Source organism: Ornithinibacillus liuyingii, from assembly GCF_055550225.1.
The window spans coordinates 512,236-535,867 of record NZ_JBPWOS010000001.1 but is presented as its reverse complement, the minus strand read 5'-3'; the positions used below and the strand labels follow the sequence as shown (position 1 = coordinate 535,867).

26 protein-coding genes are annotated in these 23,632 nt (G+C 36.4%); 4 read left to right on the top strand and 22 right to left on the bottom strand.

Annotation, left to right across the window (positions count from 1 at the left end; translation table 11 throughout):
* Positions 1 to 34: 34 nt before the first annotated feature.
* The 7 genes from ACSKT4_RS02700 to ACSKT4_RS02670 form a co-directional block, all read right to left on the bottom strand.
* Positions 35 to 730 (bottom strand): aspartate/glutamate racemase family protein, encoded by a 696-nt coding sequence (locus tag ACSKT4_RS02700; protein WP_186868810.1) that lies wholly within the window; start codon positions 728 to 730, stop codon positions 35 to 37.
* A gap of 286 nt (positions 731 to 1,016) precedes the next feature.
* Positions 1,017 to 1,373, bottom strand: coding sequence for a VOC family protein (locus tag ACSKT4_RS02695; RefSeq protein ID WP_186868809.1), 357 nt, complete (start codon positions 1,371 to 1,373; stop codon positions 1,017 to 1,019).
* Positions 1,374 to 1,391: 18 nt separating this feature from the next.
* Positions 1,392 to 1,805, bottom strand: coding sequence for a helix-hairpin-helix domain-containing protein (locus tag ACSKT4_RS02690; protein ID WP_186868808.1), 414 nt, complete (start codon positions 1,803 to 1,805; stop codon positions 1,392 to 1,394).
* A 105-nt stretch (positions 1,806 to 1,910) separates the two neighbouring features.
* The gene (locus ACSKT4_RS02685; RefSeq protein ID WP_186868807.1) at positions 1,911 to 2,879 is read right to left on the bottom strand and encodes an HD domain-containing protein; all 969 of its coding nucleotides are present in this window, start codon (positions 2,877 to 2,879) and stop codon (positions 1,911 to 1,913) included.
* 129 nt (positions 2,880 to 3,008) lie between these two features.
* The gene (thyX, locus tag ACSKT4_RS02680; RefSeq protein ID WP_186868806.1) at positions 3,009 to 3,707 is read right to left on the bottom strand and encodes an FAD-dependent thymidylate synthase; all 699 of its coding nucleotides are present in this window, start codon (positions 3,705 to 3,707) and stop codon (positions 3,009 to 3,011) included.
* A gap of 170 nt (positions 3,708 to 3,877) precedes the next feature.
* The gene (locus ACSKT4_RS02675) at positions 3,878 to 4,810 is read right to left on the bottom strand and encodes a cation diffusion facilitator family transporter (protein ID WP_186868805.1); all 933 of its coding nucleotides are present in this window, start codon (positions 4,808 to 4,810) and stop codon (positions 3,878 to 3,880) included.
* Between the two features lie 63 nt (positions 4,811 to 4,873).
* A complete protein-coding gene (locus ACSKT4_RS02670) occupies positions 4,874 to 5,200 on the bottom strand; it encodes an ArsR/SmtB family transcription factor (protein ID WP_186868804.1) in 327 nt (108 codons plus the stop codon).
* A 177-nt stretch (positions 5,201 to 5,377) separates the two neighbouring features.
* Between ACSKT4_RS02670 and ACSKT4_RS02665 the strand changes: the two genes are divergently transcribed.
* A complete protein-coding gene (locus ACSKT4_RS02665; protein ID WP_465822765.1) occupies positions 5,378 to 6,103 on the top strand; it encodes a ZIP family metal transporter in 726 nt (241 codons plus the stop codon).
* 188 nt (positions 6,104 to 6,291) lie between these two features.
* Here the strand turns inward: ACSKT4_RS02665 and ACSKT4_RS02660 are convergent, their stop codons facing one another.
* Positions 6,292 to 7,743, bottom strand: a complete 1,452-nt coding sequence (locus ACSKT4_RS02660) for a DHA2 family efflux MFS transporter permease subunit (protein WP_186868802.1) — start codon at positions 7,741 to 7,743, stop codon at positions 6,292 to 6,294.
* Between the two features lie 248 nt (positions 7,744 to 7,991).
* Here ACSKT4_RS02660 and ACSKT4_RS02655 point away from each other — a divergent pair, with 248 nt between their 5' ends.
* A complete protein-coding gene (locus ACSKT4_RS02655; protein WP_186868801.1) occupies positions 7,992 to 8,231 on the top strand; it encodes a Parvovirus coat protein VP1-like protein in 240 nt (79 codons plus the stop codon).
* 98 nt (positions 8,232 to 8,329) lie between these two features.
* Here ACSKT4_RS02655 and ACSKT4_RS02650 read toward each other — a convergent pair whose 3' ends face one another.
* The 9 genes from ACSKT4_RS02650 to ACSKT4_RS02610 form a co-directional block, all read right to left on the bottom strand.
* The gene (locus ACSKT4_RS02650; RefSeq protein ID WP_186868800.1) at positions 8,330 to 9,130 is read right to left on the bottom strand and encodes a PHP domain-containing protein; all 801 of its coding nucleotides are present in this window, start codon (positions 9,128 to 9,130) and stop codon (positions 8,330 to 8,332) included.
* On the bottom strand, positions 9,120 to 9,839 hold the full coding sequence (locus ACSKT4_RS02645) for a phosphonate C-P lyase system protein PhnL (protein WP_186868799.1): 720 nt from the start codon (positions 9,837 to 9,839) through the stop codon (positions 9,120 to 9,122). The genes ACSKT4_RS02650 and ACSKT4_RS02645 overlap by 11 nt, the downstream gene beginning before the upstream one ends.
* A 19-nt stretch (positions 9,840 to 9,858) precedes the next feature.
* Positions 9,859 to 11,034, bottom strand: a complete 1,176-nt coding sequence (gene phnM, locus ACSKT4_RS02640) for a phosphonate metabolism protein PhnM (protein ID WP_211741433.1) — start codon at positions 11,032 to 11,034, stop codon at positions 9,859 to 9,861.
* A 12-nt stretch (positions 11,035 to 11,046) separates the two neighbouring features.
* Positions 11,047 to 11,889, bottom strand: coding sequence for an ATP-binding cassette domain-containing protein (locus tag ACSKT4_RS02635; RefSeq protein ID WP_186868797.1), 843 nt, complete (start codon positions 11,887 to 11,889; stop codon positions 11,047 to 11,049).
* Complete coding sequence (locus ACSKT4_RS02630) at positions 11,879 to 12,745, bottom strand: alpha-D-ribose 1-methylphosphonate 5-phosphate C-P-lyase PhnJ (RefSeq protein WP_186868796.1); 867 nt, start codon at positions 12,743 to 12,745, stop codon at positions 11,879 to 11,881. Before ACSKT4_RS02630 ends, ACSKT4_RS02635 begins: the two co-directional genes overlap by 11 nt.
* The gene (locus tag ACSKT4_RS02625; protein ID WP_465822764.1) at positions 12,735 to 13,844 is read right to left on the bottom strand and encodes a carbon-phosphorus lyase complex subunit PhnI; all 1,110 of its coding nucleotides are present in this window, start codon (positions 13,842 to 13,844) and stop codon (positions 12,735 to 12,737) included. The genes ACSKT4_RS02630 and ACSKT4_RS02625 overlap by 11 nt, the downstream gene beginning before the upstream one ends.
* A gap of 2 nt (positions 13,845 to 13,846) precedes the next feature.
* Positions 13,847 to 14,440 (bottom strand): phosphonate C-P lyase system protein PhnH, encoded by a 594-nt coding sequence (gene phnH / locus ACSKT4_RS02620; RefSeq protein WP_186868794.1) that lies wholly within the window; start codon positions 14,438 to 14,440, stop codon positions 13,847 to 13,849.
* 33 nt (positions 14,441 to 14,473) lie between these two features.
* Positions 14,474 to 14,896: a phosphonate C-P lyase system protein PhnG gene (phnG, locus tag ACSKT4_RS02615; RefSeq protein WP_186868793.1), complete on the bottom strand. Its 423-nt coding sequence runs from the start codon at positions 14,894 to 14,896 to the stop codon at positions 14,474 to 14,476.
* Positions 14,897 to 15,118: 222 nt separating this feature from the next.
* Complete coding sequence (locus ACSKT4_RS02610; protein ID WP_222618976.1) at positions 15,119 to 15,838, bottom strand: GntR family transcriptional regulator; 720 nt, start codon at positions 15,836 to 15,838, stop codon at positions 15,119 to 15,121.
* Between the two features lie 259 nt (positions 15,839 to 16,097).
* Here ACSKT4_RS02610 and ACSKT4_RS02605 point away from each other — a divergent pair, with 259 nt between their 5' ends.
* On the top strand, positions 16,098 to 16,580 hold the full coding sequence (locus tag ACSKT4_RS02605; protein WP_186868829.1) for a ribonuclease H-like YkuK family protein: 483 nt from the start codon (positions 16,098 to 16,100) through the stop codon (positions 16,578 to 16,580).
* A gap of 12 nt (positions 16,581 to 16,592) precedes the next feature.
* Here ACSKT4_RS02605 and ACSKT4_RS02600 read toward each other — a convergent pair whose 3' ends face one another.
* The 3 genes from ACSKT4_RS02600 to ACSKT4_RS02590 all read right to left on the bottom strand — a co-directional run bounded on the left by ACSKT4_RS02600 (position 16,593) and on the right by ACSKT4_RS02590 (position 18,680).
* Entirely contained in the window at positions 16,593 to 17,252 is a 660-nt protein-coding gene (locus ACSKT4_RS02600; RefSeq protein ID WP_186868792.1) for a DNA alkylation repair protein, read from the bottom strand.
* A 68-nt stretch (positions 17,253 to 17,320) separates the two neighbouring features.
* Positions 17,321 to 17,941 (bottom strand): CAP domain-containing protein, encoded by a 621-nt coding sequence (locus ACSKT4_RS02595; protein ID WP_186868791.1) that lies wholly within the window; start codon positions 17,939 to 17,941, stop codon positions 17,321 to 17,323.
* 76 nt (positions 17,942 to 18,017) lie between these two features.
* A complete protein-coding gene (locus tag ACSKT4_RS02590) occupies positions 18,018 to 18,680 on the bottom strand; it encodes a CPBP family intramembrane glutamic endopeptidase (RefSeq protein ID WP_186868790.1) in 663 nt (220 codons plus the stop codon).
* Positions 18,681 to 18,876: 196 nt separating this feature from the next.
* Here ACSKT4_RS02590 and ACSKT4_RS02585 point away from each other — a divergent pair, with 196 nt between their 5' ends.
* Entirely contained in the window at positions 18,877 to 19,050 is a 174-nt protein-coding gene (locus ACSKT4_RS02585; RefSeq protein WP_465822762.1) for a hypothetical protein, read from the top strand.
* Positions 19,051 to 19,102: 52 nt separating this feature from the next.
* Here ACSKT4_RS02585 and ACSKT4_RS02580 read toward each other — a convergent pair whose 3' ends face one another.
* Positions 19,103 to 19,966 (bottom strand): 5'-3' exonuclease, encoded by an 864-nt coding sequence (locus ACSKT4_RS02580; RefSeq protein ID WP_186868788.1) that lies wholly within the window; start codon positions 19,964 to 19,966, stop codon positions 19,103 to 19,105.
* A gap of 14 nt (positions 19,967 to 19,980) precedes the next feature.
* Positions 19,981 to 23,598 (bottom strand): dynamin family protein, encoded by a 3,618-nt coding sequence (locus tag ACSKT4_RS02575; RefSeq protein ID WP_186868787.1) that lies wholly within the window; start codon positions 23,596 to 23,598, stop codon positions 19,981 to 19,983.
* Positions 23,599 to 23,632: the final 34 nt, after the last annotated feature.

The window sequence follows — 23,632 nt, the reverse complement described above, 5'->3', positions numbered from 1 at the left end:
TGATTACCATATTGAGAGACTCTATTTGTAATCTTCATGTATTGTCTATAGCAATGTTTACAGCTTCAGTGGCATGAATTACCGTTGTATCAAACAACGGAACTTCTGAATCTTCAGGTTTAAATAATAATCCAATTTCGGTACAACCTAAGATAATTCCTTCTGCACCATTTTTAACTAAATTATGAATTACATCCTTGTAATAATCCTTTGATGATTTATTAATTTCCCCTAAACATAACTCTTCATAAATAATCCTATTCACTTGTAACCTTTCTTCATTATTTGGAACAACCACATGGATTCCTTGTGACTCAAGTCGAGACTTATAAAAATCTTGTTCCATCGTATATTTAGTCCCAAGTAATCCAATTGTTTTTATGTTAGCTTTTAAGATTTGGGTTGCCGTGGCGTCAGCAATATGTAAAACAGGTATTTCTATCTTTTCTTCTATTGAATCAATGACTTTGTGCATCGTATTCGTACAGATTACTATAAAATCTGCACCGGCTTTTTCTAACGATAATGCAACTTCACCTAAAGCTTGACCTGCCTTTTCCCAATTACCTTCTGCTTGATATTGTTCAATTTCGCTAAAATCAACATTATACAAAAGACATTTCGCTGAATGTAAACCACCTAATTTATTTTTCACTTCTTCGTTTATGATGCGGTAATATTCTAAGGAGGATTCCCAACTCATTCCCCCTATAAGTCCAATCGTTTTCATTACTATCTCTCCCTACTTAAATAACTATATTTGATGCGTATAATTACCATAAAATTAATATGAATCAAATCCACTCTGATAGTCTGTACATACTTAGCCATTTAGTTTATGATACCATAATAAGGTTATTGTAACTGGAAAAATCAAGAGCTCTCCACCATTTAACATCATTTATGATTTATATTGGTAAATTGTAAAGATCTACCTTAAGCCTTCTATAAAAAAAGGATTCTACTTAACTGTTGAACAAATAAGTAGAATCCTTTATGTATATCTATTATAGGAACTAACTACCTGAATCTTGAACAAAACCTAACTCATTACCATCTAAATCACTTATAGTAAATTTTTTAGTCCCATAAGGGGTTGAAAACAGTTCTTCTATTACATTTACTTTATCTTTTACATCATTCCATAATATCTCTACATCTGTTACATTAAAATTAAAACGTCCATGTGATGGGTAATTTTTATCTTCCATGATGGCAAAAGTTGCTCCACTATCAGCCTCAAAATGGGCATAGTTAGGTTTTTCGGGTGGCCATGTTGCTGCAACCTTTAATCCTAAATTTGTTTGATACCAATCTATTGCTAAAGCTAAATCTTTCACATTAACTCGTACATGTGATAAGTTGGTCTTCATCTTTCCTACCCCTTCCTTTTAATCATACCAGGCAGATTGAGGTCTATTTGCTGGGTAACCGTTTTTTTCTCGATACTTTTTTCTTTCATGTGTAAAATCAAACCATTGCTTTTTACTAGTTGGGTGATTCGCATAGTATACGACACATCGAATTTGGTCCTCCACACATCCATCTGTCCATACGCCTAACTGTTGTTCTAATTCATCAAATAATTGTGCACCTTGTTTGTCTTTTATTTCGTTTAATGAATAGATGTTTAATTGATAAACCAATTTTTCAGCTAATTTATAACCAATAGATGGTACAGTTTGAAATTCAGCTAATCCTTTAATAATTCTCGCCCTATCAATTGAAGCATTTAATAGACTAGCTATTCTTTCCGTGTGAAGTGTACGTATTTCAGTTAATTTCACTTTAGCTTTCCTAAGCATTACTCTTTCTTCTAGTGTTAGTGGTAATTTAGGATTAGAACTCGAATGGTCTCCTCCTTATTCATTATTCGTTATACATCAAGAATCTTTATCAAATCTTTCAGTCTAGTTAGAAGCAATCACTACTTCTGAATGAAAAGATAATCCATTCAATTCTTCTAGTATTTTTTGTGCAGCTATACTATATTGTGTTATTGGTTTTCCTTCATACATTGGCACCTTACTGTATACTTTTCTAATGCTAATTGGATACCCACTTCCCGTATTGGAATCATTAATTGTAATTCGATCTGGTTCAAAGAGTAGCGTATTGATTAAGTCCTTGGCTTTACTAGAAGTAGATGCTTTTAACATCGACACAACTTCTGTATCTGTTAAACGCGCAAATCCACTCTTATTCATGGGCTCTGAAGACCAGTGAACCTTAATAGACTCAGCCAAGATTCTATCTACAGCGACCATGTATGGCGATAGAAACAGTTTATGATCTGACAAGATAAGTTCTAATAGGTAGTGTCCTGTTTCTAAATCCGTATCGATTCCTTTAGAGGTACATGTCATTCTGTCTAATAAATCTTTAGGAAGCATTTCCACCATACCAGCCATATACGTATCTCTTAAAAAACTATCCAAATGATCAATTCCAAGTATATTGTCCTTTCCTGTGATAGGTGATGGTTCATTTAAAATTTTAATGATTACATTCGGATCAATATTATGGGCCTTTAACATAGAAGATATTTCCTCTTCTTCTATATATTGTTCTGTTAATTGATGGTGATCAAATCCAAGCGTTTTTTCTACCGCGTGGGAGAAAGGCAGATGTCCGATATCATGTAACAAGGCTGCAACTCGTAATTCTATGTCATTTGGAAAATAGAAAGAAGTTAATTTCCAAACACCTATAGAATGTTCAAATCTACTATGTACAACAGGTGAAACGAGTGCTCCGGCACCGAAATGTGCTAATTGCTTCAGCCTTCGAAGCGGTTTGCTTTTAATTAATTGTATTTCGAGATCAGTTGGTTTGATTGGTGGATAAAGTGCTTCTAAGATTAGTTTCGTTTCGCTCATAAATTATTTAATTCCTTCCATTTTGACTTTTCTTAGTTCGATAGTGGAACCATTAGGTAGAGATACAAATAAGCGATAATATTCCTCATATTAATTGACTAATAATACTCTAATTTTATGGGTGATTTATCAATCTGAGTGTTTCAGAAGTGCATCCAGTGATATAGGGAATTTTTGGTAAGTTATTTCTTTAACTGCATTAGCAAGTATTCTAATTTCATACTGCGCATCCTCTGGTAGTCTCAATTTCAAGAAATGAGCTACACCCTGTAATGAGCCTGTCCAATAATATCTCACAAACATCGAATAGGCGGCAAGGAATAGTCGAGCTTGTTCCGGTGCAATTCCAGCTTCCATTGCTTCTTCGTATAGACGCTCACCTTCCGCAACATGTTCTTCTAGTTTCTTCGTAAAAGTACTACCTACGGATGGGTGTAATGCTTTACCTGATCCTTGTTTAGAATTTGCAGGCTTTGTTCTCCATTCATCATCATGTGGAATATAAAATGTTGGTTCTTCTGTAATATATCGGCGAGATGATTCGTTCCAAGCAACAAAAGGATCTTGGAAGCCTGAGCCGATGATATGCTTCCAATGTTGCCTTGCAACATACAGTGGGACATATACCTCAAATTGCAGCGAAGTGTGCCTAAATGGACTGGTATGTCCCTCCCGTGCCAGAAAATCTATCAGTCTTTCATCTTTTTCATCTAGCATTTCTTTTTTCTTGTTGTACGACACTCGAGCTGAATTAACAACAGATAGGTCTGAACCCATATGATCCTGTAAGATGACATAGCCACCATTTAATATGTCTATTTTCGTCATAGCATCCCGCCTCTCATTTTCCTGTCTAAATTTTACCAAAATTATATCCTATTTAAAACTAATCACATTTTAAATTTGGAAAGCTATCCCTTTAACATCTGTATTTTAGATTAAAATTACCTAAAAAAATAACCCCGATTGAAATTTCAATGGGGCCTGTTTCCTATTACCTAATATTCATGCGTAAAGGGTAATTGATTCTGTTGACATAATGGCGAATCTACATGTGGATGTTCCTCGTTCTCCATCTGTACCGTGACGTGGTTTATTCCTTTATGCTCTAATTCATGTTCAACCTCTCTTAAAATCTCTTGGCTTTGGAGAACAGATAGATTTTCATCTACAACCGCATGACATGAAAGAGCATGCTGCCCACTCGTAATACTCCATACATGTAAATCATGAATCTTTTGAATACCTTTTACACTCTCGATCGTTTTTATAACGGTCTCGGTATCGCAGCTTTTTGGAGCCCCTTCCATTAAAACGTGTACAGCATCTTTGGTCACTCTAAAGCCACTAATTAGCACAAGGATCGCAACTAGTACACTAGCTAGTGGGTCCGCCCATCCCCATCCAAAGAACATCATACATAATGCGGCTGTTACGGCTCCTACAGATCCAAGTAAATCACCTAAAACATGTAGAAAAGCTGCACGCATATTTAAATTTTCTTTCGTATCACTGCGCATTAATATCCAGGCAACCATTATATTAACGAGGAGACCAATAAAAGCGATAATGAACATACCGGTAGATGCAACCTCAGGTGGTTCTGAGAATCGATGATATGCTTCATAAAATATATATAGAGATATTACTATGAGGGTAACCCCATTAAATACTGCTGCTAATATTTCAAACCTTTTATAACCGTATGTTTTTTTATAATTTGCTGCTTTCTCCCCTAATCTAAAGGCTAGTAGTCCTACACCAAGAGAAATGGCATCACTCAACATATGCCCAGCATCAGAAAGGAGTGCAAGACTATTAGTGAAGATTCCCCCAACTGCTTCTACCACCATATATGTCGTAATTATAATAAAGCTTAACATTAACATTTTTTTATTTGTAGTGTGTGTATGGTTATGATCGTGTCCCATTATATCCCACCTTCTAATATTAAAATATGAGCATTTATTCATATAATGATGAAAAGGAACAAATTAGTTATGACAAGCATGATCAATCATTTGTTTCAGCATATTCATTACATGTTCATCATCTTGAGAATAATACAACGTTGTACCCTCCCGGCGATATTTTACTAAACGTAAATTTTTCAAGAAGCGTAATTGATGCGAAACTGTTGACTGCCTTAACTGTAAGGTTTCCGCTATTCCATTTACTGAGTATTCGTGATGAATTAAAAGATTTAGTATCCGGATTCTCGTTGGATCACCCAATGCCTTAAACGTTTGTGAAACAACGAATAACGTCTCTTCATCCAAATCCTTATTATTAAACGCTGTCTGATTTTGATTATTATCCATAAGATCTTCTCCTTTACACTTATTCCTAGGGTTAAGATAAATTCATTAATGTGTATATATTAGTATATGTTCATATTATAAAACAAGAAATGGATCATGGTCAATAATTTATAAATACCGTATAAATAGTGGGACAAGGCAATATAAATTAACAAAGGAAGGAAAAGGAGTCGTATGATGGCATTCATATGGTTATCAGGAGTAATTGCCTCTGCATTGGGTATTAGTGCTGGGGGTGGACTAGCATGGTTCATGAAGCGTATCCATGGTAGTGTTAGCTTTTTATATTCTCTCTGCGGCGGATTAATAATTGGCCTATTATTTATTGAAATGATCCCTAAAAGTATCCAACTTGGCGGTTGGGTTATATTTGCTCTTGGGACTGCAACTGGAGTTATTCTGTATCTATGTATTCATCGTGTCATAAACATGATAACCCTTGTAACAGATACTCAACAAAAAGTTCTCTTACTCCGTACTGGAGTTCTATTAACCATTAGTATTGCAATGCATAATTTCCCAGTTGGGCTGGCGCTTGGAGCAGCTATCGGTACGGAAATTGGCAAACCCATGTTATTAACCATCCTGTTACACAATATTCCTGAAGGAGTGATCATTTTTACTCCACTATTTTTAGCTGGGTACGGCTTCTTCACTTCGTTGGTAATCACAGCTGTGCTCACCGTCCCAGTAGCAATAGGCTCGTTACTTGGGTTATTTATTACTGCCGAAGTCCCTCTTTTATTTGCTTTTATGATTAATATTGCCATCTCTATGATTTTCATAGTCGCAGTAAGAGAAATTGTTTGGGAAGCAATGAAAAAATCTTCTATATGGTATGGTTTACTAGTTAGTCTATTTGGTATCACATTGGTCTATATGTATTTTACTTTTATTAACTAATATCTTAGGTTCATTTTAATCAACAATTAAACCTTCTTGAAATACTGTCGGTACATTGTACGAGACTAAACTGCAGTATTCCCTACAGTTGAACTTTTCTGTACAATAATACCCTTTTACACAGTAAAACTCCTCCACCACAAAGGAAGAGGAGTTTTATTTTGGATTATTACTCCATAAGGGAGATTTCATGATGATGCAGAATTAGTTTCTCTAGCTTTTAATCTCTCTTGATCTTTTCTTTCCAATTCTTCTTGGGATTGACGCTTATCTTTAATAAAGAGAGCAATCAACAATCCGACTAATGAAAGTGCTGCTACAACAATGAAAGCTACATTGGCACCATAAATGTCTGGATTGACAATTTCCCTACTTGCTGCACTCTCCTCTGATGTCGTCATGACTGTAACGAGAATTGCTGTACCTACAGAAGCCGCTATTTGTCTCATCGTATTATCCATTGCAGCCCCGTGTGGAATTAATCGTTTAGGTAATTGATTTAATCCAGCGGTTGCAATCGGCATCATTACCATCGACAGTCCGAACATTCGGATACTGTATAGAATGGTTATAAAAGCTAATGAAGTCGATGTATCTAATCTAGTAAACGGGATTGACGATACGGTAATGATTATTAATCCAATTATTACTAGTTTTTTAGCACCGAATTTATCAAAGATTCTACCTGTAATTGGTGACATCAATCCAGTAATTAATGCTCCAGGTAACAGAGCTAAACCAGCTTCAAAGGCTGTAAACTCACGCATATTTTGCATATATAGTGGTATTAATGTCTCCACGCCAATTAATCCCATAAAAGCGATCATGCCTATCGCAACGGCCAGCGGGAAAATGGAATAAGTAAACACTCTGAATTCGAGCATTGGATGCTTTAGCTTTAATTGTCTTAGAATGAATCCGAATAATGCTACCACACCAACACCAAGTGATATGATAGTCATCATAGCCAACCAGCCATTATTTCCTGCTGAAGTAAATCCATATAGTAATCCACCAAATCCAAATGAAGATAAAATAATGGAAAGAATATCGAATTTTGGTTTCTGTAACTCTGTTACATTTTTCAAAGCAAAGCAAGCTATGACAATATCAATTACTGCAATTGGCAGAATAATAAAGAATAACAATCTCCACGAGTAATGTTCCGTCACATACCCAGACAAAGCGGGACCGATCGCTGGAGCAAACGAGATTACCAGTCCAATTAGTCCCATTGCAGCACCACGTCTATGTACAGGGAAAATCATTAAAAATACCGTCTGCATCAATGGTAACATAACCCCAGCGCCAGCAGATTGGATGACACGGCCTATTAATAATGTGGAAAAGTTAGGCGCGATACCTGCAACTAGTGTCCCAACTGCAAATATACTCATCGCTGTAATAAACAATTGCCTCGTCGTAAAACGTTCTAATAAAAACGCACTAACTGGAATCATAATCCCATTAACCAACATGAACACAGTAGTTAGCCATTGTCCAGTATTCGCTGTAATTCCCATTTCTTCCATTATTGGTGGGATAGCGGTTATCATTAGCGTTTGATTCAAAATGGCAATAAACGAACCTGCTAATAACAATGGTACTATCATTTTTCTGTTTACTTCTATATTCTGCATAAATACCCTCTCTTCCACCTATCTTAATGTCTGTAATCATATACTTTATACAGGATACATGAATCCATTCTATTAATCTATAAGTTTGCTTACTGCCAATAGCTTACTTTGGCAAGTCTTGGAATGCTTGATTTAACAATAAACTTCCTAATTTCAATGACGATAAATATTAACGCCTATTATCTCGTTCTATCCCTAGCATACATTATTACATGTATGGCACTAATAAAGAATAGGAGGGAATCACGATGATCTGTTTACCAGGCTACCGTTATTGTGGGCCAGGATGTAGTGGTCCAGGAGCACCTACCAATAAGCTTGACTACTTCTGTCTGCAGCATGATCAATGCTACCAGAGAGGTCTACCAAGAAGACTTTGTGATGAACAATTTTTACGACAACTTGCACCATATATGACTAGACGAGATAAATTAGGTAGAGATGCGCGATTGATGTATCGGGTTATTTCGTTTAAATTGGGTTTCTAAACAAACAAAAACACTAACTTAGCCCATCAAGACTAAATAAGACAATCACAAATCCATTCGATTGTCTTATTTTCTATTATTTATTTTTTTATAGATGGCTAACTTAGTAGCGGGTTTAATGGACTAGTGATATCGCCTATTTGAATGGGGACACCAAAGCTCCCGTGATAATCTGACCCACCCGTCATAACTAAGTTGTACGATTTTGCTAGTACCTCCACTTTTCTGTGATCTTGTTCTGTATGATCGATATGGTTCCGTTCAATACCACCTAGTCCGACCTCTACTAGCTCAGGAACCAAATCATAGGAATCTAGTTGTCCAGGATGTGCGACAACTGCCAATCCACCATCTTTTACAATTGCCTCCACTGCAGCGAATACATCGACATACTCAATATCGCCAGCAATAAGATTTTTAAATAGCTTTTGATATAGTTCTTTATACGTTGTTGAGGAATAAGGGGCTTTTATTAAATAATCCATCACATGTTGTTTATAAATCGTCTGACTTGGTAACGCCTTTTCCTTTATGATATCCGGCTCTATTTCATAACCAAGTTTTCTTAATTGTTGGATTTGCCATAGCGATAACTCATTTCTTCTTTCCAATATAGGGTTACAAACCTTAAGGATATGGGATGCAACAGGTCTATAATGGTAACCGAGTATATGAACCTTACGTTTTCTTTTATAATCAAAGGCGGATATTTCAATTCCAGGGATGGTCGTAATATTATATGCTCGACCAACTTGACGGATTATATCTTGTCCGTCAACTGTGTCATGATCTACAAGACTAATGTGGGTTACACCATTTTGCTTAGCCTTCGTCATAATCGTTTCTATGGAATCAGCCCCATCAGAATAATGACTATGTACATGGAGATCAGCTTTCATTACGAACACCCGCTTTTATGATAGTTGGTTTCGTACTCATGTTAAAAATTTGATCACAGAGATTATCCATGAACGTAATATCGTGAAAAATTCCTACTAATGTCGTCCCACTTGCTTTTAATTTCTCGATAACTTCTCTAACCTTTTCTTTCGATTGATGATCTAGGCTAGCAGTTGGTTCATCTAACAACAATAGTCTTGGTTTTTTAACTGTTGCCATTGCTATGTTTAATCGTAACTTCTCACCACCAGAAAATGTATTCGGAAATGTGTCCCATAGACTTGGGTCCAGCTCGAAATGTTCGAGTGCTGCCTCCGCTTGGCACTTTGCACGGAAATCAGATTCTCCCATTTCCAAAACAGCCTTTTCTACTAATTGTCTGCACGTCCTTCTTGGCATGACATTTAAAAATTGAGAAACATAGCCAATCTCATGTTTTCGTAAATAAATCACTTGTCTTTCTGTTGCTTTCGTTAAATCAAGTCGTCCAAATCTCTCAGACTCAAATAATATATTCCCTTGATTGGGAATGTATGTACGATAAATGCTCTTTAATATGGTAGATTTGCCACTACCACTTTTTCCAACAATGCCAATAAACTGGCCCTTCTCTAGTTGAAAGCTAATCCCATTTATAGCTTGCCTTGTCGTACCGAGATAGTGATTAATAAAATTCTTTCCCAGATTATGAACTTCTAAAATGGCCATGACCTTCCCTCCTATCGTTCTACCTATAATTGGTTGTTGTGATGACTTGACCATTTACCATCGTCATCGTTAACATCGGATAGCCGTCTTCCATTCGTTCAATGATAAGTAAATCTGCCTTTTTACCAGGGTGAATCGAACCTAGGTCTTGGCCCAAATGTACAGCCTTAGCAGGATTGATCGTAACCATGTTAAACATATCATGTAGCTTGTTATTATGTTTTTCATGTAATTCAAAAATAGCATGTAGTAATGCAGATGGATAATAATCACTGCAAAGAATGTCGACAAACTGATGCTGGATCGCTTCAATAGCAGAAAGATTTCCCGAATGAGATCCACCTAGCAATACATTAGGAGCACCAACTAATGTTCGTAACCCTAATTCTTTTGCTTTCTTCGCCACTTCCAAGGTAATAGGGAATTCACTTATAGTCGTCCCGAAGGATTGTACTAATTCTAGCTTATCTATATGGTCATCATCATGGGAAGCAATGGCAATTCCATTGTCTATTGCTATCCTTGCTATTTCTGATATTTCACGTAAACTTAAAGACGCTCTGCTTTTTCGTTCTGCAATAATAACATCCACCTCATCATCTGATACGTTACGATAGCCTTTAATCGTATGGCGGAAGACTTCTAAATCACGATATTGGCCTTGACCAGGTGTATGATCCATGAAGGATAATAGATGAACCTTGTCTTGTTTTATATTTTGGATTAAGTTTTCCACACCATCCATATTATCTATCTCAAATCTAGCATGCAGACGATGACGAATTAAATGGGGCTGAGTAGCTGTTCGATCAATGGCATCCACCAGTCGCTGGACATTTTCAGGATAGCGCATTGGTTTATGGGAGAAGATATCTTCTTGGTAAAAAGATAACGAATGAAAAATGGTAGTAATTCCATGACTGATTAAGTTCTTCTCCGCTTCTCTAAGACTCATATTTACGTCCATAATACTTGTAGGTCTTGGCGAGACAATCGTCTCAATGTAGTCAGAATGGATGTCTATAAAACCAGGGGAAATATAGCCACCCTTTGCATCGATAAACTTCTTATCCGATCCATACTCAATATCGCTCTCTAAGATAATATCCTGAATGCGATCACCCTTAATCACGACAGCATGCCCTTCTATAATTCCTGTTTCCATGACAATTTTTCCGTTATGGATAATAATCAAAGTACGTACCTCCTATAACAACGAATAAACTAATTGTTGCGTATATTTATCAGTCGGATCCTCTAAAATTTGATCTGTTAATCCTTGCTCCACAATCTCACCATTTAACATGACAATAGTACGATCGGCCAGCATTCGGATGACAGCTAAATCATGCGATACAACAATCATACTAATCCCAAACTCACGTTGTATCCGTTTAATTAGGTCTAATACATCTGCCTGTACAGAAAGATCCAGTCCAGTTGTTACTTCATCTAAAAATAAAACAGGTGGGTTATTCGAGAGAGCCTTAGCAATTTGAACTCGCTGCTGCATACCACCCGAAAAATTCCGCGGCTCCTCTTTCATTCGAAAGACAGGAATTTGCACGATGTCAAGCAATCGTTTTCCAATTTCCTCCATATTACCAACATGGCGATTTCCAGCAGCAATTAATTTTTCTGCGATATTGCCTATAGAAGAAAAATTCATTTTTAATCCATGTACAGGATTTTGATAGACCATTCCATATTTGTAATTTCGAATATATCGCTTCTTTTGCGATGACAATTCAAATAAGTTGTCTCCGATAAATTCCTCATCATCGAGATACACTTCCCCAGTAGTTACTTCTGAGTCAAAATAAAGACATTTCATTAAGCTAGATTTTCCACTTCCGCTTTCTCCAACTACACCAAGTATTTCACCAGCAAATAAATCAAGTGAGATATTCCGACAAGCATAAACCGTTCCACATACTTCACAATAATTTTTGGATAAAGCTCTATTATCTGGGTTTTTACAGTTATTACACCCCGGTCCAAATTGCTGATTTAAATTTCGAACAGCTAATAGTGGTTGTTCATCCTTCACTAGTCCCCACCTCTTCTCTTTCCTTTTTATTCAACTGTTCTATACAGAAATTAGTATCATTACATTGAAACACCCGCTCACCTCTATGGTGATCGATTAACTCATCAAGAAATACACCACTTGTTCCGCATAGATGACATGACTTATCTGTAAAATCTTCTGTTCTGAAAGGATGGTCATCAAATGCCAAGGAAACGACATCGGTATAAGGTGGAATTGCATAGATTTTCTTTTCTCTACCCGCTCCAAATAGAATAAGTGCCTCGGATTGATTGAGCTTTTCATTATCGAAACGCGGAATAGGACTAGGTGCCATCACGTAACGACCATTCACATAGACAGGGTGATCTGCTCCGGTGGACGTTGTACCATGCTTCATGATTTGCTCAAATAGCATAAGCCAGGCACCACTATATTCTTCTTCTGAATGAAGTAGTTTCGTTATTGTATTTTTTGCTTCATATGTCCGAAGTGGTTCCGGTTCAGGCACTTGTAGCACAAGGATTTGATCATTCGTTAGATGAATTTCAGGAATTCGATGTCTTGATTGAATTAATGTTGCCTCCCTTGTTTGCTCGGTTATCGCTACACCTGTCGTTTCATGGACAAGTTTCTTAATATTAACAGCATTCACCGATTCATCTGAACCTTGGTCAATGACTTTTAATACATCCCTCTTCCCGATAACTGATAATGTAATCTGGAGACCGCCCGTACCCCAGCCACGAGCTATCGGCATCTCCCTTGATGCAAACGGTACTTGATATCCAGGTATCGCAACAGCCTTCAGAATGCTACGGCGTATTTCTTTTTTAGATCCTTCATCTAAAAAAGCAAAATGAGGGCTAGTCTTCATGTTTTTTTCCTCCTTGTTTCACGGTTCTCACACTATCAAGTTTGGATTGGAATGTGACATAATGCGGTAGTTTCAAATGGGATATAAAACCAGTCGACTCTACGGAATCAATATGTAATAAAACAAATTCCTCGTCATGGGTTGGAAAATCAGCTTCTGGATGCTCCAAGCATTGATCGAGAATGCTCATAGCTATTGCTTTCGTTTCATTCTGACCAAAACAAATCCCATAGCCAATCTCAAATTCTAGTTCTTCCCTTTGCTGCGTATGTTTCTTAACTGGAACAAACGACTCCACTTCTGTTAATTTCACTTCACCAATGTAATAATTTTCCTCCTCGTTTCCTGTTTCTGTAGCTGGTGCAATATAGATCGGTGCCATCCCAACACGAACCTCTCCGACTGTTGGATGGACTTGTCCATAGCCCCGTAACGATGCATAGCCCAATGATGTAACGGTACCTGTTTGACCGCGGGTTAACGTTTGTAATCGTTGACTTCGAGTAGCAGGAAATTGTAGACTTTTTTTCGTAATATCGTCAGGTGGTTCATTATTTTCCACATAACTAGTAAACAACCCCTCTTTACGTAAATACTCCACTACTTTAGGAAAATAGATTAATTCATTACGAGGATGGTCCTTGGATAGCTCCGCTTCATAAGCCGATAACCATTGCTTCATTTCTACTTTTGTCTCATTTAATAACGTATAATCTAGCAAACGGTGGCTATAATCATTTGTAGCCCCTAGTATCTGGCCACCCGGAATATCCTTAAAGCTAGCAGAAATCCTGCGTTCGACAAACATACTCTCTGAATCTACTGTTTCACTATAGTATAGTCTTGGTAATGTAGAGCGGTGGGCTCGAAGTAGAAATACAGCCTCCTCCATACTCCCTTCAGCTTGTTTAATTGCTAGTGCCGCTAACGTTAGTTCATATAGACTAGCTTCAGACATCACCTGATCAATTAATGACCGCATTGTAGTTAGGATGGTGTGTATCTCTAATACCTCTTGACCCTTTAATCGCTCATACCGTAATCGTTTCAACGATGCTTCAATTGCTTCAGTTCCACCTTTTACTGCTACATAACCCATTCCTAAGCACCTCCTAGCGATTCGATAGTAGTTGTACGTGGTATACAAACAACCTGTAAGCTTGCATCCGTAACAATCATATCTATACCTAACGGATACTCTTTCACTAGCTCATTTCGTTTAGCAAAGATTGCGTTCGATAGATTTACCTGGATAGTAGTTTGCTGGTTAATACCTGGTCCACTTAAACGCAAACTCCTTCCTGTCCTAATTGATGCACACTCCAGCATCCATGTTGCCGAATATTGTGGATCCATTAGATTACCTATCTTACACTCTTCCATTGCCTGTACAATGGTCCTGTCATCTGTACCTTGTAAAACAATCACAAAGTCAGCTTCTTCCATCGGTACTATTTTTGCAGATGTGTAATCCATGATCTGTTTTTGAAGCTCATTCTGCTGATTATTAGTCAAAATATGAAAGCCGATTTCTGCATCAAATAGAGTTAGCATTGTTAACATAGTTGCTTCGTGACATTTCCAACTAGAGAGGTTAAAAGAAGTCTCGTTTAATTTCGAAATTTCACCAGGTCGCGACATACTATGAAGTAAATTACGGAATACAGCTTGTGTGTCATGTACAATATTCATCATCATTACAAATCTCCTTTACATAGATAAGGCTAACTATACTTGCATCGTATCAAAATGGACTTTAGTCGCTAGTAGTTCAGTTTGTTTTTTAATTTTTGATTCTAAGAGCGCTTTTTCCTCTTTTAATAAGGGCTCTTCCCATTCTATTGTCTCTTTCAGATTCGCTTTATAAGCTGCATCGATGATGGCTAAGTGTTTTGCCAGCTCATCTTTCATCCCAGTTACAATACCGATTCCAATATGACCTTTTATATCCACTTTCGCTTCGGTTATGACTACCTCGCCAAGATAGAATAGCGAGCTTTTAGCGGTTTCTCTCATTTTTATCATCGTCAGTCCATATCTAGGGGAAATCACTTCTCGATATGGATATTGCAGCATAATTGTTTCTGCTAATTCTTTTGCTAATTCTGATCTCCCTTGAATAAGTATTTCGGTTCTTCTTCGACGATTCATTTAGCCATCTCCTTTCTTCTACGTCCATGGTAACTTGTTGCCAAGTTACCATGTGTTAAGAAATGTTGAAGTATTTGTAAATTCATTTAACAAAGATAATATAAAAAACTAGCACATTTGCTAGAAAATAAGCGAATGTGCTAGTTTTTATCATGAGGCGGTATGGTTATTTATATTCCCTATCTACGAATGTAAAAACACATACCTAATGATAAATGTTTTTCACGGATCGGTTGTGATATCATATTTAAATTGGTCACTACGATATAGTATTTTCGTATATTCTAAAATGCTATTTGAGTCTTGGTCTACACAATCCGTCTCCAGAATAATTAGTGGAACCATACTATTACAAGATAATAAATGTTGTTCCTCTAGAGTGGGAAACGTAATACTGAGATAGGTTTTTCTGCTAGAAAATCGTTCCGTCCCTTGTTGACGGTAGTAGTCAAACATAGAATGAATCGTTGGACTATCTTGTTTAATCGTTGGAAAACGATGCTCACTTACGTAGGAATAATGGATAGCCATTGGGACGCCATTTATGATACGTAACCTTCCAATTTGATAAACCGTATCCGTTTCTTTGGCTTGTAAAATATCATATATTTTTGGTTCGAAAAGAATTTTTTTACATGATATCGTGACGGTCTTTAAATCATGCCCCATAGATTTCATTTTTTCCGTAAAACTCGTTTTTCCTGTAAGCGAAAGTTGGATAGGTATGGATTTGTCTTTTAAATACCTCCCTTTCCCTTGTACAGAATAAATATAAGAGCGCTCTTCTAATTTAATCAAGGCATTTCTAACCGTTATTCTAGGTACATCATATTTTTCAGCGAGCTCATTCTCAGAAGGTAACTTAGACCCTGGTAGGAGCTTCTTTTCTATAATTTGTTGGATTAAGTCATCGATAATTACAGCTTCTTTATGGATACCCAACGCAACCGATTCCCCTCTTTCCTTACGTATAACGCATTTGTACTTTTAGCTTATAACATATTATAAGCGTATTGCATTAACTAATGGTAATAACAAAATTAAAATTGTTAAGATTTTCAAGGAAATTTTACATTAGCTAAGGAATAGTACTACATACTTTCGCTACACTAAGTAGTAAGAAGTCCCAAACATAGGAGGTTCTATCGTGGCTAACCTAAGATTATTAGATTTCAGCTTTCAAAATTTAACACATAAACATATGACCTTTCATGAAGTTTTCCAGCATATCGTTCGATTTATGAAAAAAGATCCAACCGGAAGGTATCGGTTAATATTTGGTACCGATTCACAAATACACCCAACCTACACTCGATTTATAACTGGAATTGTCATTCATTGTGAATCAAAGGGTGCATGGGCGTGTATTCGAAAAGTTGTCGTACCAAGAAAAATGACCAATCTACATGAACGAATTTCCTACGAAACAACCTTGACAGAGGAAGTCGTATCCATGTTCACCGAAGATAAAAAAAATCAATTGATTAATATTGTCTTACCCAATATATATAAAGGATCTTCCTTTACGATTGAAGGTCATATTGACATAGGCGCCAATAGTCAAAATAAAACAAGAATGTTTGTAAATGAAATGGTTGGAAGGATGGAATCTTTAGGGATAGAACCAAAGATTAAGCCTGAATCCTTTGTAGCGAGTTCCTATGCTAATCGATTTACTAAATAGCACGGCTCTCGCTTAGATGTATTTACTTCCTTCGCGTATGCTTAATTTTGCTAAATCATTTTCCTGGATAAACATTCTTACAGATGCAGGGTTGGTTTTGGAATATTCTCGTAAAGCCCAGCCAATTGCCTTTTGTATAAAAAACTCTGTACTTGAAGCATTTATTTTTATGTACGTATATAGCAATTCTTCATTTGTCCTATCCTTATATTTCAACTGAAATAAGATAGCAGTTCTTCTAAGCCACATATTTTCATGATGAGCCCATTGCGCTATTCTTTCTGGGATCACCTCTGGAGATTCCATTGCTATTTTGCCAATCGGCTTTTGTGCCAACATATCCACTGTATCCCACCAGGATTTTGTTGTAATCAACTTCTCCAATAATTCAAGTTGTTCTTTTCCCACCTTAGGAAGCATCTTTTCGATATAATCCAATGCAATATTCTGATACTCTCTTTCCCTCCGTTCCCATAAAGCTTGTACAAGATTCACATTAAACGGTTCTTTCGTTATACCGGTTTGTTTAAAAAATTGATTGGATATATTTCTTCTTTCCGGGGTTTTAATACCGAGGAAAGGAAAACGTTTCTTCATGTACCTTTCCATATGATAAGCGTTCTCATGATTACGATTTCGTTCAAGTTCAGTGACTAACCGCTCTAGCAACATTAATCTCCCCCTCATTAGTAAAATAGTAAGGTCTAATAAGACGTGAGCCAAAATTAGACCTTAACAAACTAAGATCCGGTAAACAATTGTACCCAAGCACCATGGTAATACCCCACACCAATGGAATCAAAGTTCGGATTTAATATGTTATCTCGGTGTCCTGGCGAATTCATCCATGCATTCATTACCGCTTGTGGGGAATCTTGGCCTTTCGCAATATTTTCACCTGCAGTTCGATACATAACACCAAACGTTTTCAACATATCAAATGGCGAGCCATAATTTGGACTTGTGTGGGAGAAATAATTGGAATTAATCATATCTTCAGCTTTTTTCTCTGCCACAGCTTTAATATCTGCACGGTGTTTCAACGGAGATAATCCAGCTTTAGCTCTTTCCTGATTTACTAGTTGGGCCACTTGCTCCTCAAAGGTAGTAGGACTTGGTGCAGTAGCCCTTAGTCGAATGACAGATCCAATCTGCATGTTTGTTGGTACAACATCTGGATTTAACCGCATTAGTTCTCTATAATCCAACCCATACCGTTTGGCTATAAACCAAAAAGTATCTCCCTTAGAGACTTTATAAAAATCAAATGGAGCCTCTTTAAACATTTTAACCTCGGCACTGACTCCTATAGGAAATGTAATCAAAATCGCAAGAACCAGGGAAATGGTTCGCTTTAACATAATAAAGTCACCTCAAGTTACGTAATTTAGCAATCCCCTGCTTCCTAATGCCTGGTTATTCTTGGTACATTCTATCTTAGAAAAACATGGTTAAACCAATAAGGATTATCATTATATCCGCACAAATATGAATCATCCATGAAGCCCAAATCGTTTGATTTCGTTCATTCACCTTATGGAATATAAATCCAATCGTCCATAGCCCTACAAAACAAAGTGCTATAATCAGCGGACTAAACCATAGCATAATCATCGGAATATGATAACTAGCAAAAAGTAACGGACTATAGATGTAGCCAACTTTTTTCGGTAAATTAAAAAAGATAAATCCTCTAAAAAAGTATTCCTCTAAAAATGAATTTGCGAAAGTAATATAAATACCAACTATAATATAAGTCGTTGTTGTAATTCCTAATCTCTCTGTTAAATCATTTTTAATGGTATGAAGATCAATAAATGGTGAAAATAAGAGATAAGCAAGTAATACAATTCCAGCAGAGGAAAAACCAAGAATCACAATTCGCTTCCATTCTCTGACTGATATCTTTTCCATGCGAACTGGATTTTTGAACCGATAATTCTTAAACAGCCAAACAAATGACCCTACTGTTAGAAAAAATAAAAGTATTTTTAACCCCGATTTTATTAAATAATTCATCTCGAATCCATGTTCGATGAATGCAAGCAAGATACATGTAAATAAAGTACTGCTTACTAAGAAGTAATGTTTTTTCTCCATAAATTCCCCTAATATAACGTATTTGACATTCTTTTTCTCGATTATGACATATTAAGGAAGAAATGGTCAAAGTAAAAAATATAGGATAATTATGTTAAAAAAAATGAATTAAAAAAGATTTTCGGGGTAACATACATTTTGTAAGGTGAAATGGACAATGTCTATTTCACAAAAAAATTATAGGAGGGTCAGAAAAATGGCGAAAAACAATAAGAATCGCAACAACAACAATAACAACAATGATAATGTTGAATTTGCGAATGAGTTTCTAAATGATAATTTAGATAACAACAACAATAACAATCGCAATAACAACAACCGCAACAATAACAACAACAACAATAATAACAATAACAACAATAATCGTTAGTAGTCTTCAAAGCAAAAACCTGTATTTTTTAATACAGGTTTTTGTTTCGGCTTTATGATAAGAGCTTTATTACACTTTTTACTTGAAGCTCTTCTAATCTTTTCACAACGTTCTCCCGATTATAATTCCAGGTAGCTTGTTCTAAAGGAACCGTAACTGGTACGTCACAACGAATTTCTGCCAGGCTTCTGGATAAATGAAGCATATCTAAATTAGATTTAATCTTGGTTTGTACTCCCTTTGGCAGCTGGTCAATATTCTCGAGCAATTGATCAATAGACTCATTTTCTTGAAGAAGCTTTAAGGCTGTCTTTTCTCCAATACCTTTTACTCCAGGATAATTATCAGATGTGTCCCCCATCAATCCTTTTAAATCAATAATTTGACGTGGTGCAAGTCCCTTCTTCTCCAAGAAATTCTCCTCATTAAATACTTCATAATTTCCTTGCCCTTTTCTCATAATCGCAACACTTATGCCAGGCTCTACTAATTGTAAAATATCTTGATCACCAGTTAGAATCAATACTTGATGTTCGTTAGAAAATTGCTTCGCAAGTGTGCCGATACAATCATCTGCCTCAAAATTTTCAATTCCAATGTTTGGCATATCAAATGCAGCAACAACTTCCTTCACTAAATCGAATTGTGGAATAAGCTCTTCTGGTGGTGCAGAACGATTCCCTTTATAATCCTCATACATCGAAGTTCGGAAGGTCTTACTACCCATATCCCAACAGCAAATAACATGAGTCGGTTGAAACGTATTGACGGCATCTAATAAATATCTTACAAACTGATAGACACCATTGGTAGGTACCCCGTTTTCATTCTTCATAAAGTTTCCTCGAATAGATGTTGCAAAAAACCCTCTAAATAGCAAGGCCATCCCATCTACTAATAATATAGATTGCTGCATGGTTTACACGTCCTTTAATTTATACTTTCTAGTAGTACAGCTAAATGCTCTTCTTTACTTGTTAAAAGATTGATATCAATCGCATCATCTAGAATTGCCATGCTACTTTGAACATATTGGTTAATTTCACTATTAATTTCTTCTGTTATCGTAGTAACAATCGTCTGCCATTGCTTCCCATATGCCTCTTTCATGATGTCTTCTGTTTGCATTAAATAGCTTTGAATTCCTGGTTGCAAAATCTCATAGATGGATTCCTTCATTTTTTCTTTTTCATTCTTTTCAAAGAAAGACTTTGTACTTTTGAACAAAGCATAGGATTTTTGAAATGCATTTAAGTCCAAGTCTTGAAGTGGCTGAATGAATTCTGGCGTATCTAAATTAACTGTATCGAAAGCTGGTAAGCCAAAATTCTCATCTAGCTTTGTTAGCGTATGCTTGAAATTGTCAATCAGATCTATTTGCTGTTCCTTCATAAAAGCCTCCATACGAAGTGAAACAGCTCTTGCTTCCTGTAATGTTTCATATCCGGTGTAGTCTAGCAAATCAATCGTGTTTTTTTGTAATTGATGTACTGCCTTACGACCCGATTCTGTCACTGTAGTAGGGTTAAACTTATCCTTAAACATATCATGAAAACGAATTCCAATTCGTTCCATAACATAATGCAATTGTTTCGCTATTTTTTGATTGATTCTTTCCTGATAGACCATTCCATCAACAGTAAGAACTTCCTTAGAGAGCATTTCCTGTTTATCCAGTAGTTCCTGTTTATATTTCTCTTTTTCTTGTTTGTTTAAATTTGCCTTTTGTTTGAAATGGTTTAGCAGCTGTCTTGTTCTATGCAACTCGTGTATGCAAGATTTGATTGCTAAATGAGATAATTCATTCTCAAGGAAATGATAGAAATCTTCTTCGAACGTACGGAGTTGCTCATTTATTGGAGCTTTAACTAATTTTTCTTCCAGTGATTTTTTACTAGAGACTGGATATAGTTTTGGATTACGAATACCTAATTTCGTTAACTGCTCCTTCACATAATTGGTGACGAGCTGTAATTCTGTTTGATCAGATGCTAGGTCTGCTGCATTGATGATGAAGAACATTTTGTCTAATTGGAATGACTCTTTAACACGCCCAAGCTGCATGACAAAATCTTTGTCTGCTTTCGTAATAGCATGGTTATAATACGTGACATAGAGAATCGCATCAGCTGTTTTAATATAATCAAAAGCTACATTCGTATGTCTAGCATTCACCGAATCAGCACCAGGTGTATCTACTAATGTAATACCTTTTTGGGTTATCGAGCAATCATAATATAAATCAATTGTCTCTACAAAACATGCTTTCGATTCATCTGTTGCATACGCTGCAAATTCATCTAACTGAATGGTTATAGTCTTACCAATTAAATCTTTATGCGCGTCATATCCTTTAATAAGTGCTTGTAAATAGCTCTGATACATCTGACTTAAATCTTCATGATATTGAATCTGATGTTGTTTAATCCACCCCACATAAGTGCTTATATCCGCTTTTGTTGGCGGTGAAAAATGCTTTAGAATATTTGCTAAATCCATAGAAAGGGTATGTTCATTCTTTAATTGAATGACTACCGTTCCATGCTGATATTCGTCTGTAACCGGGGTAATCCGATTAATTACCGCAGTAGTAGGATTTGGTGATGAAGGTAATACGCCTTCTCCAATCAATGCATTAGCAAACGAAGACTTGCCGGCACTAAACGCGCCAAATAATGCAATAGTCATGTCACGATTTTCCAATCGCTCTTTTCTTATCCTTAATTCTCTTGTAATGGACTCAAATCCGGGTAATTCTTCTACTAATTGAGCCGTTTTATCGATTGCTTGAATCACCTTTTGTACATGTGGAACGTCATCTTCATTTGTTATAACGGAAGGTCTTACTTCCTCTCGTTGCGTTTCCGTATTAGAAGCAAGCTCTGATATCGTCTCTCCCTTTAAAAATATGGTGCTTTCTAATTGCTTATTTAAAATAGACTCCGTTTCGTTGGAATACTCAGGAGAATGCAACTGATTTTCAATCCGGGATAATTGTATATGATACGCTTCCTTCCACGACGCAAGATCATCATGAACTTTAATTAGCTCTTTGTGTTCTCGTAATTGTTTTTCATATTGGGCAATGGTCTGATGCCCGTCATTTTCCATCACAGCAACAATTCTACGTAGGAGCTTACGACTAGCGTTGCGGTATTTCGTTTTTATTGAATGGCCAAGATCATTTGCGTAATTCAGTACATAATCGCCATTGACGGTTGCCCCTTTCTTTACATGGGCATATAAGTCATCGGGACCGATGTTTACTGTCAATTGTTGCAGATCCGTATTTAGATCTTGGTTTACAACAGCATATGTTTTTAGTAGTGCTGTGAATTTTTCACGTAATTTCCATTCAATACTAGCCTGCATGCTTTCTGTTACAGCAGTAAGAAACTCCGTTAACCGTCTCTCTCTTTCTTCCTCGGTCTTTTTCTTGGCACCAAGAAAACCAACCTTAAAGTCCTTTTGTTGGGATTCTAGAAAATCTAATGCTTTGTCACGTACGGTTGCTGGCATGAGGTAAGCATTTTTTAATGTTTGGTCCAATGCTTCGATAAAATCCTTTTCTAAATTTATTGGCTTTTGTTTAATCGTTTCGATTGAGCTTTGTAGATTTTCAACTTGATAGATTAAATCCTCCTCTGTCCCAACCCTACTAGAAAGCTCCGCAACAGACTCCTCTAACTTCTCTTTTAAAAACTGCTTATGTGCTTCGATAATAGTTCGTACGGAAGAATCAATGCGTTGAACGTTTTCCTCTAAAAATAATTCGTTCACTTTTGCTTTAATTTGTTCAAATTGATTTATTGCCATCTCTTTCTTGAACAGGGAAGAGAAATATACTTCTTGTGGTGATAAGCCCCATTGGTCAAACGTTTGTTTGACACTATTCTCAAAGGATTCAAAAGTTAGTTCTTGTTCATTATGCTTATCAATCTGATTGATAATAATATAGAAAGGAATATTCATAGCTTGAACATTCTTCAAGAACATTAAATTAACTTCAGATTGTACGTGATTATAATCCATCACATAAAACAACACATCAACGATATGCAAAGAGGATTCCGTAATAATTCGGTCGGTATCATCTGCCGCATCAATTCCTGGCGTATCAATAATGGAACAATTTTCTGGGATGATTGGCTGACTAGAACTAATCTCTATCTTTTCGATGGAATCTTTGTCTTTACAATACTCCTTAATCATATCTAAGTCATACGGCTCTTCGTATTCAATCGGTGCTTCTTGATGGAAGAAAACACGTGCTACCCCTCTTCCAGAAGAAAGCTTCACTATATTAGCACTAGTCGGAATGGGACTTTTTGGTAATAATTCAGTTCCAATAAGCGCATTAATCATAGAGGATTTGCCAGCGGAAAAATGACCAGCAAAACTAATGATAAATTCATTCCTTTGTTTTTTCTTGTATAGATCGACTATTTTATCGGCATTAAACTGATCACCATGTTCCTTCATCACATGATAGATGCCTAGTAAATTATCATAATTCAATACAGATGTATGTTGTTGAGTTGCCTTCACGAAACTAAACCCCTTTATTTCTTCTTGTATCCTT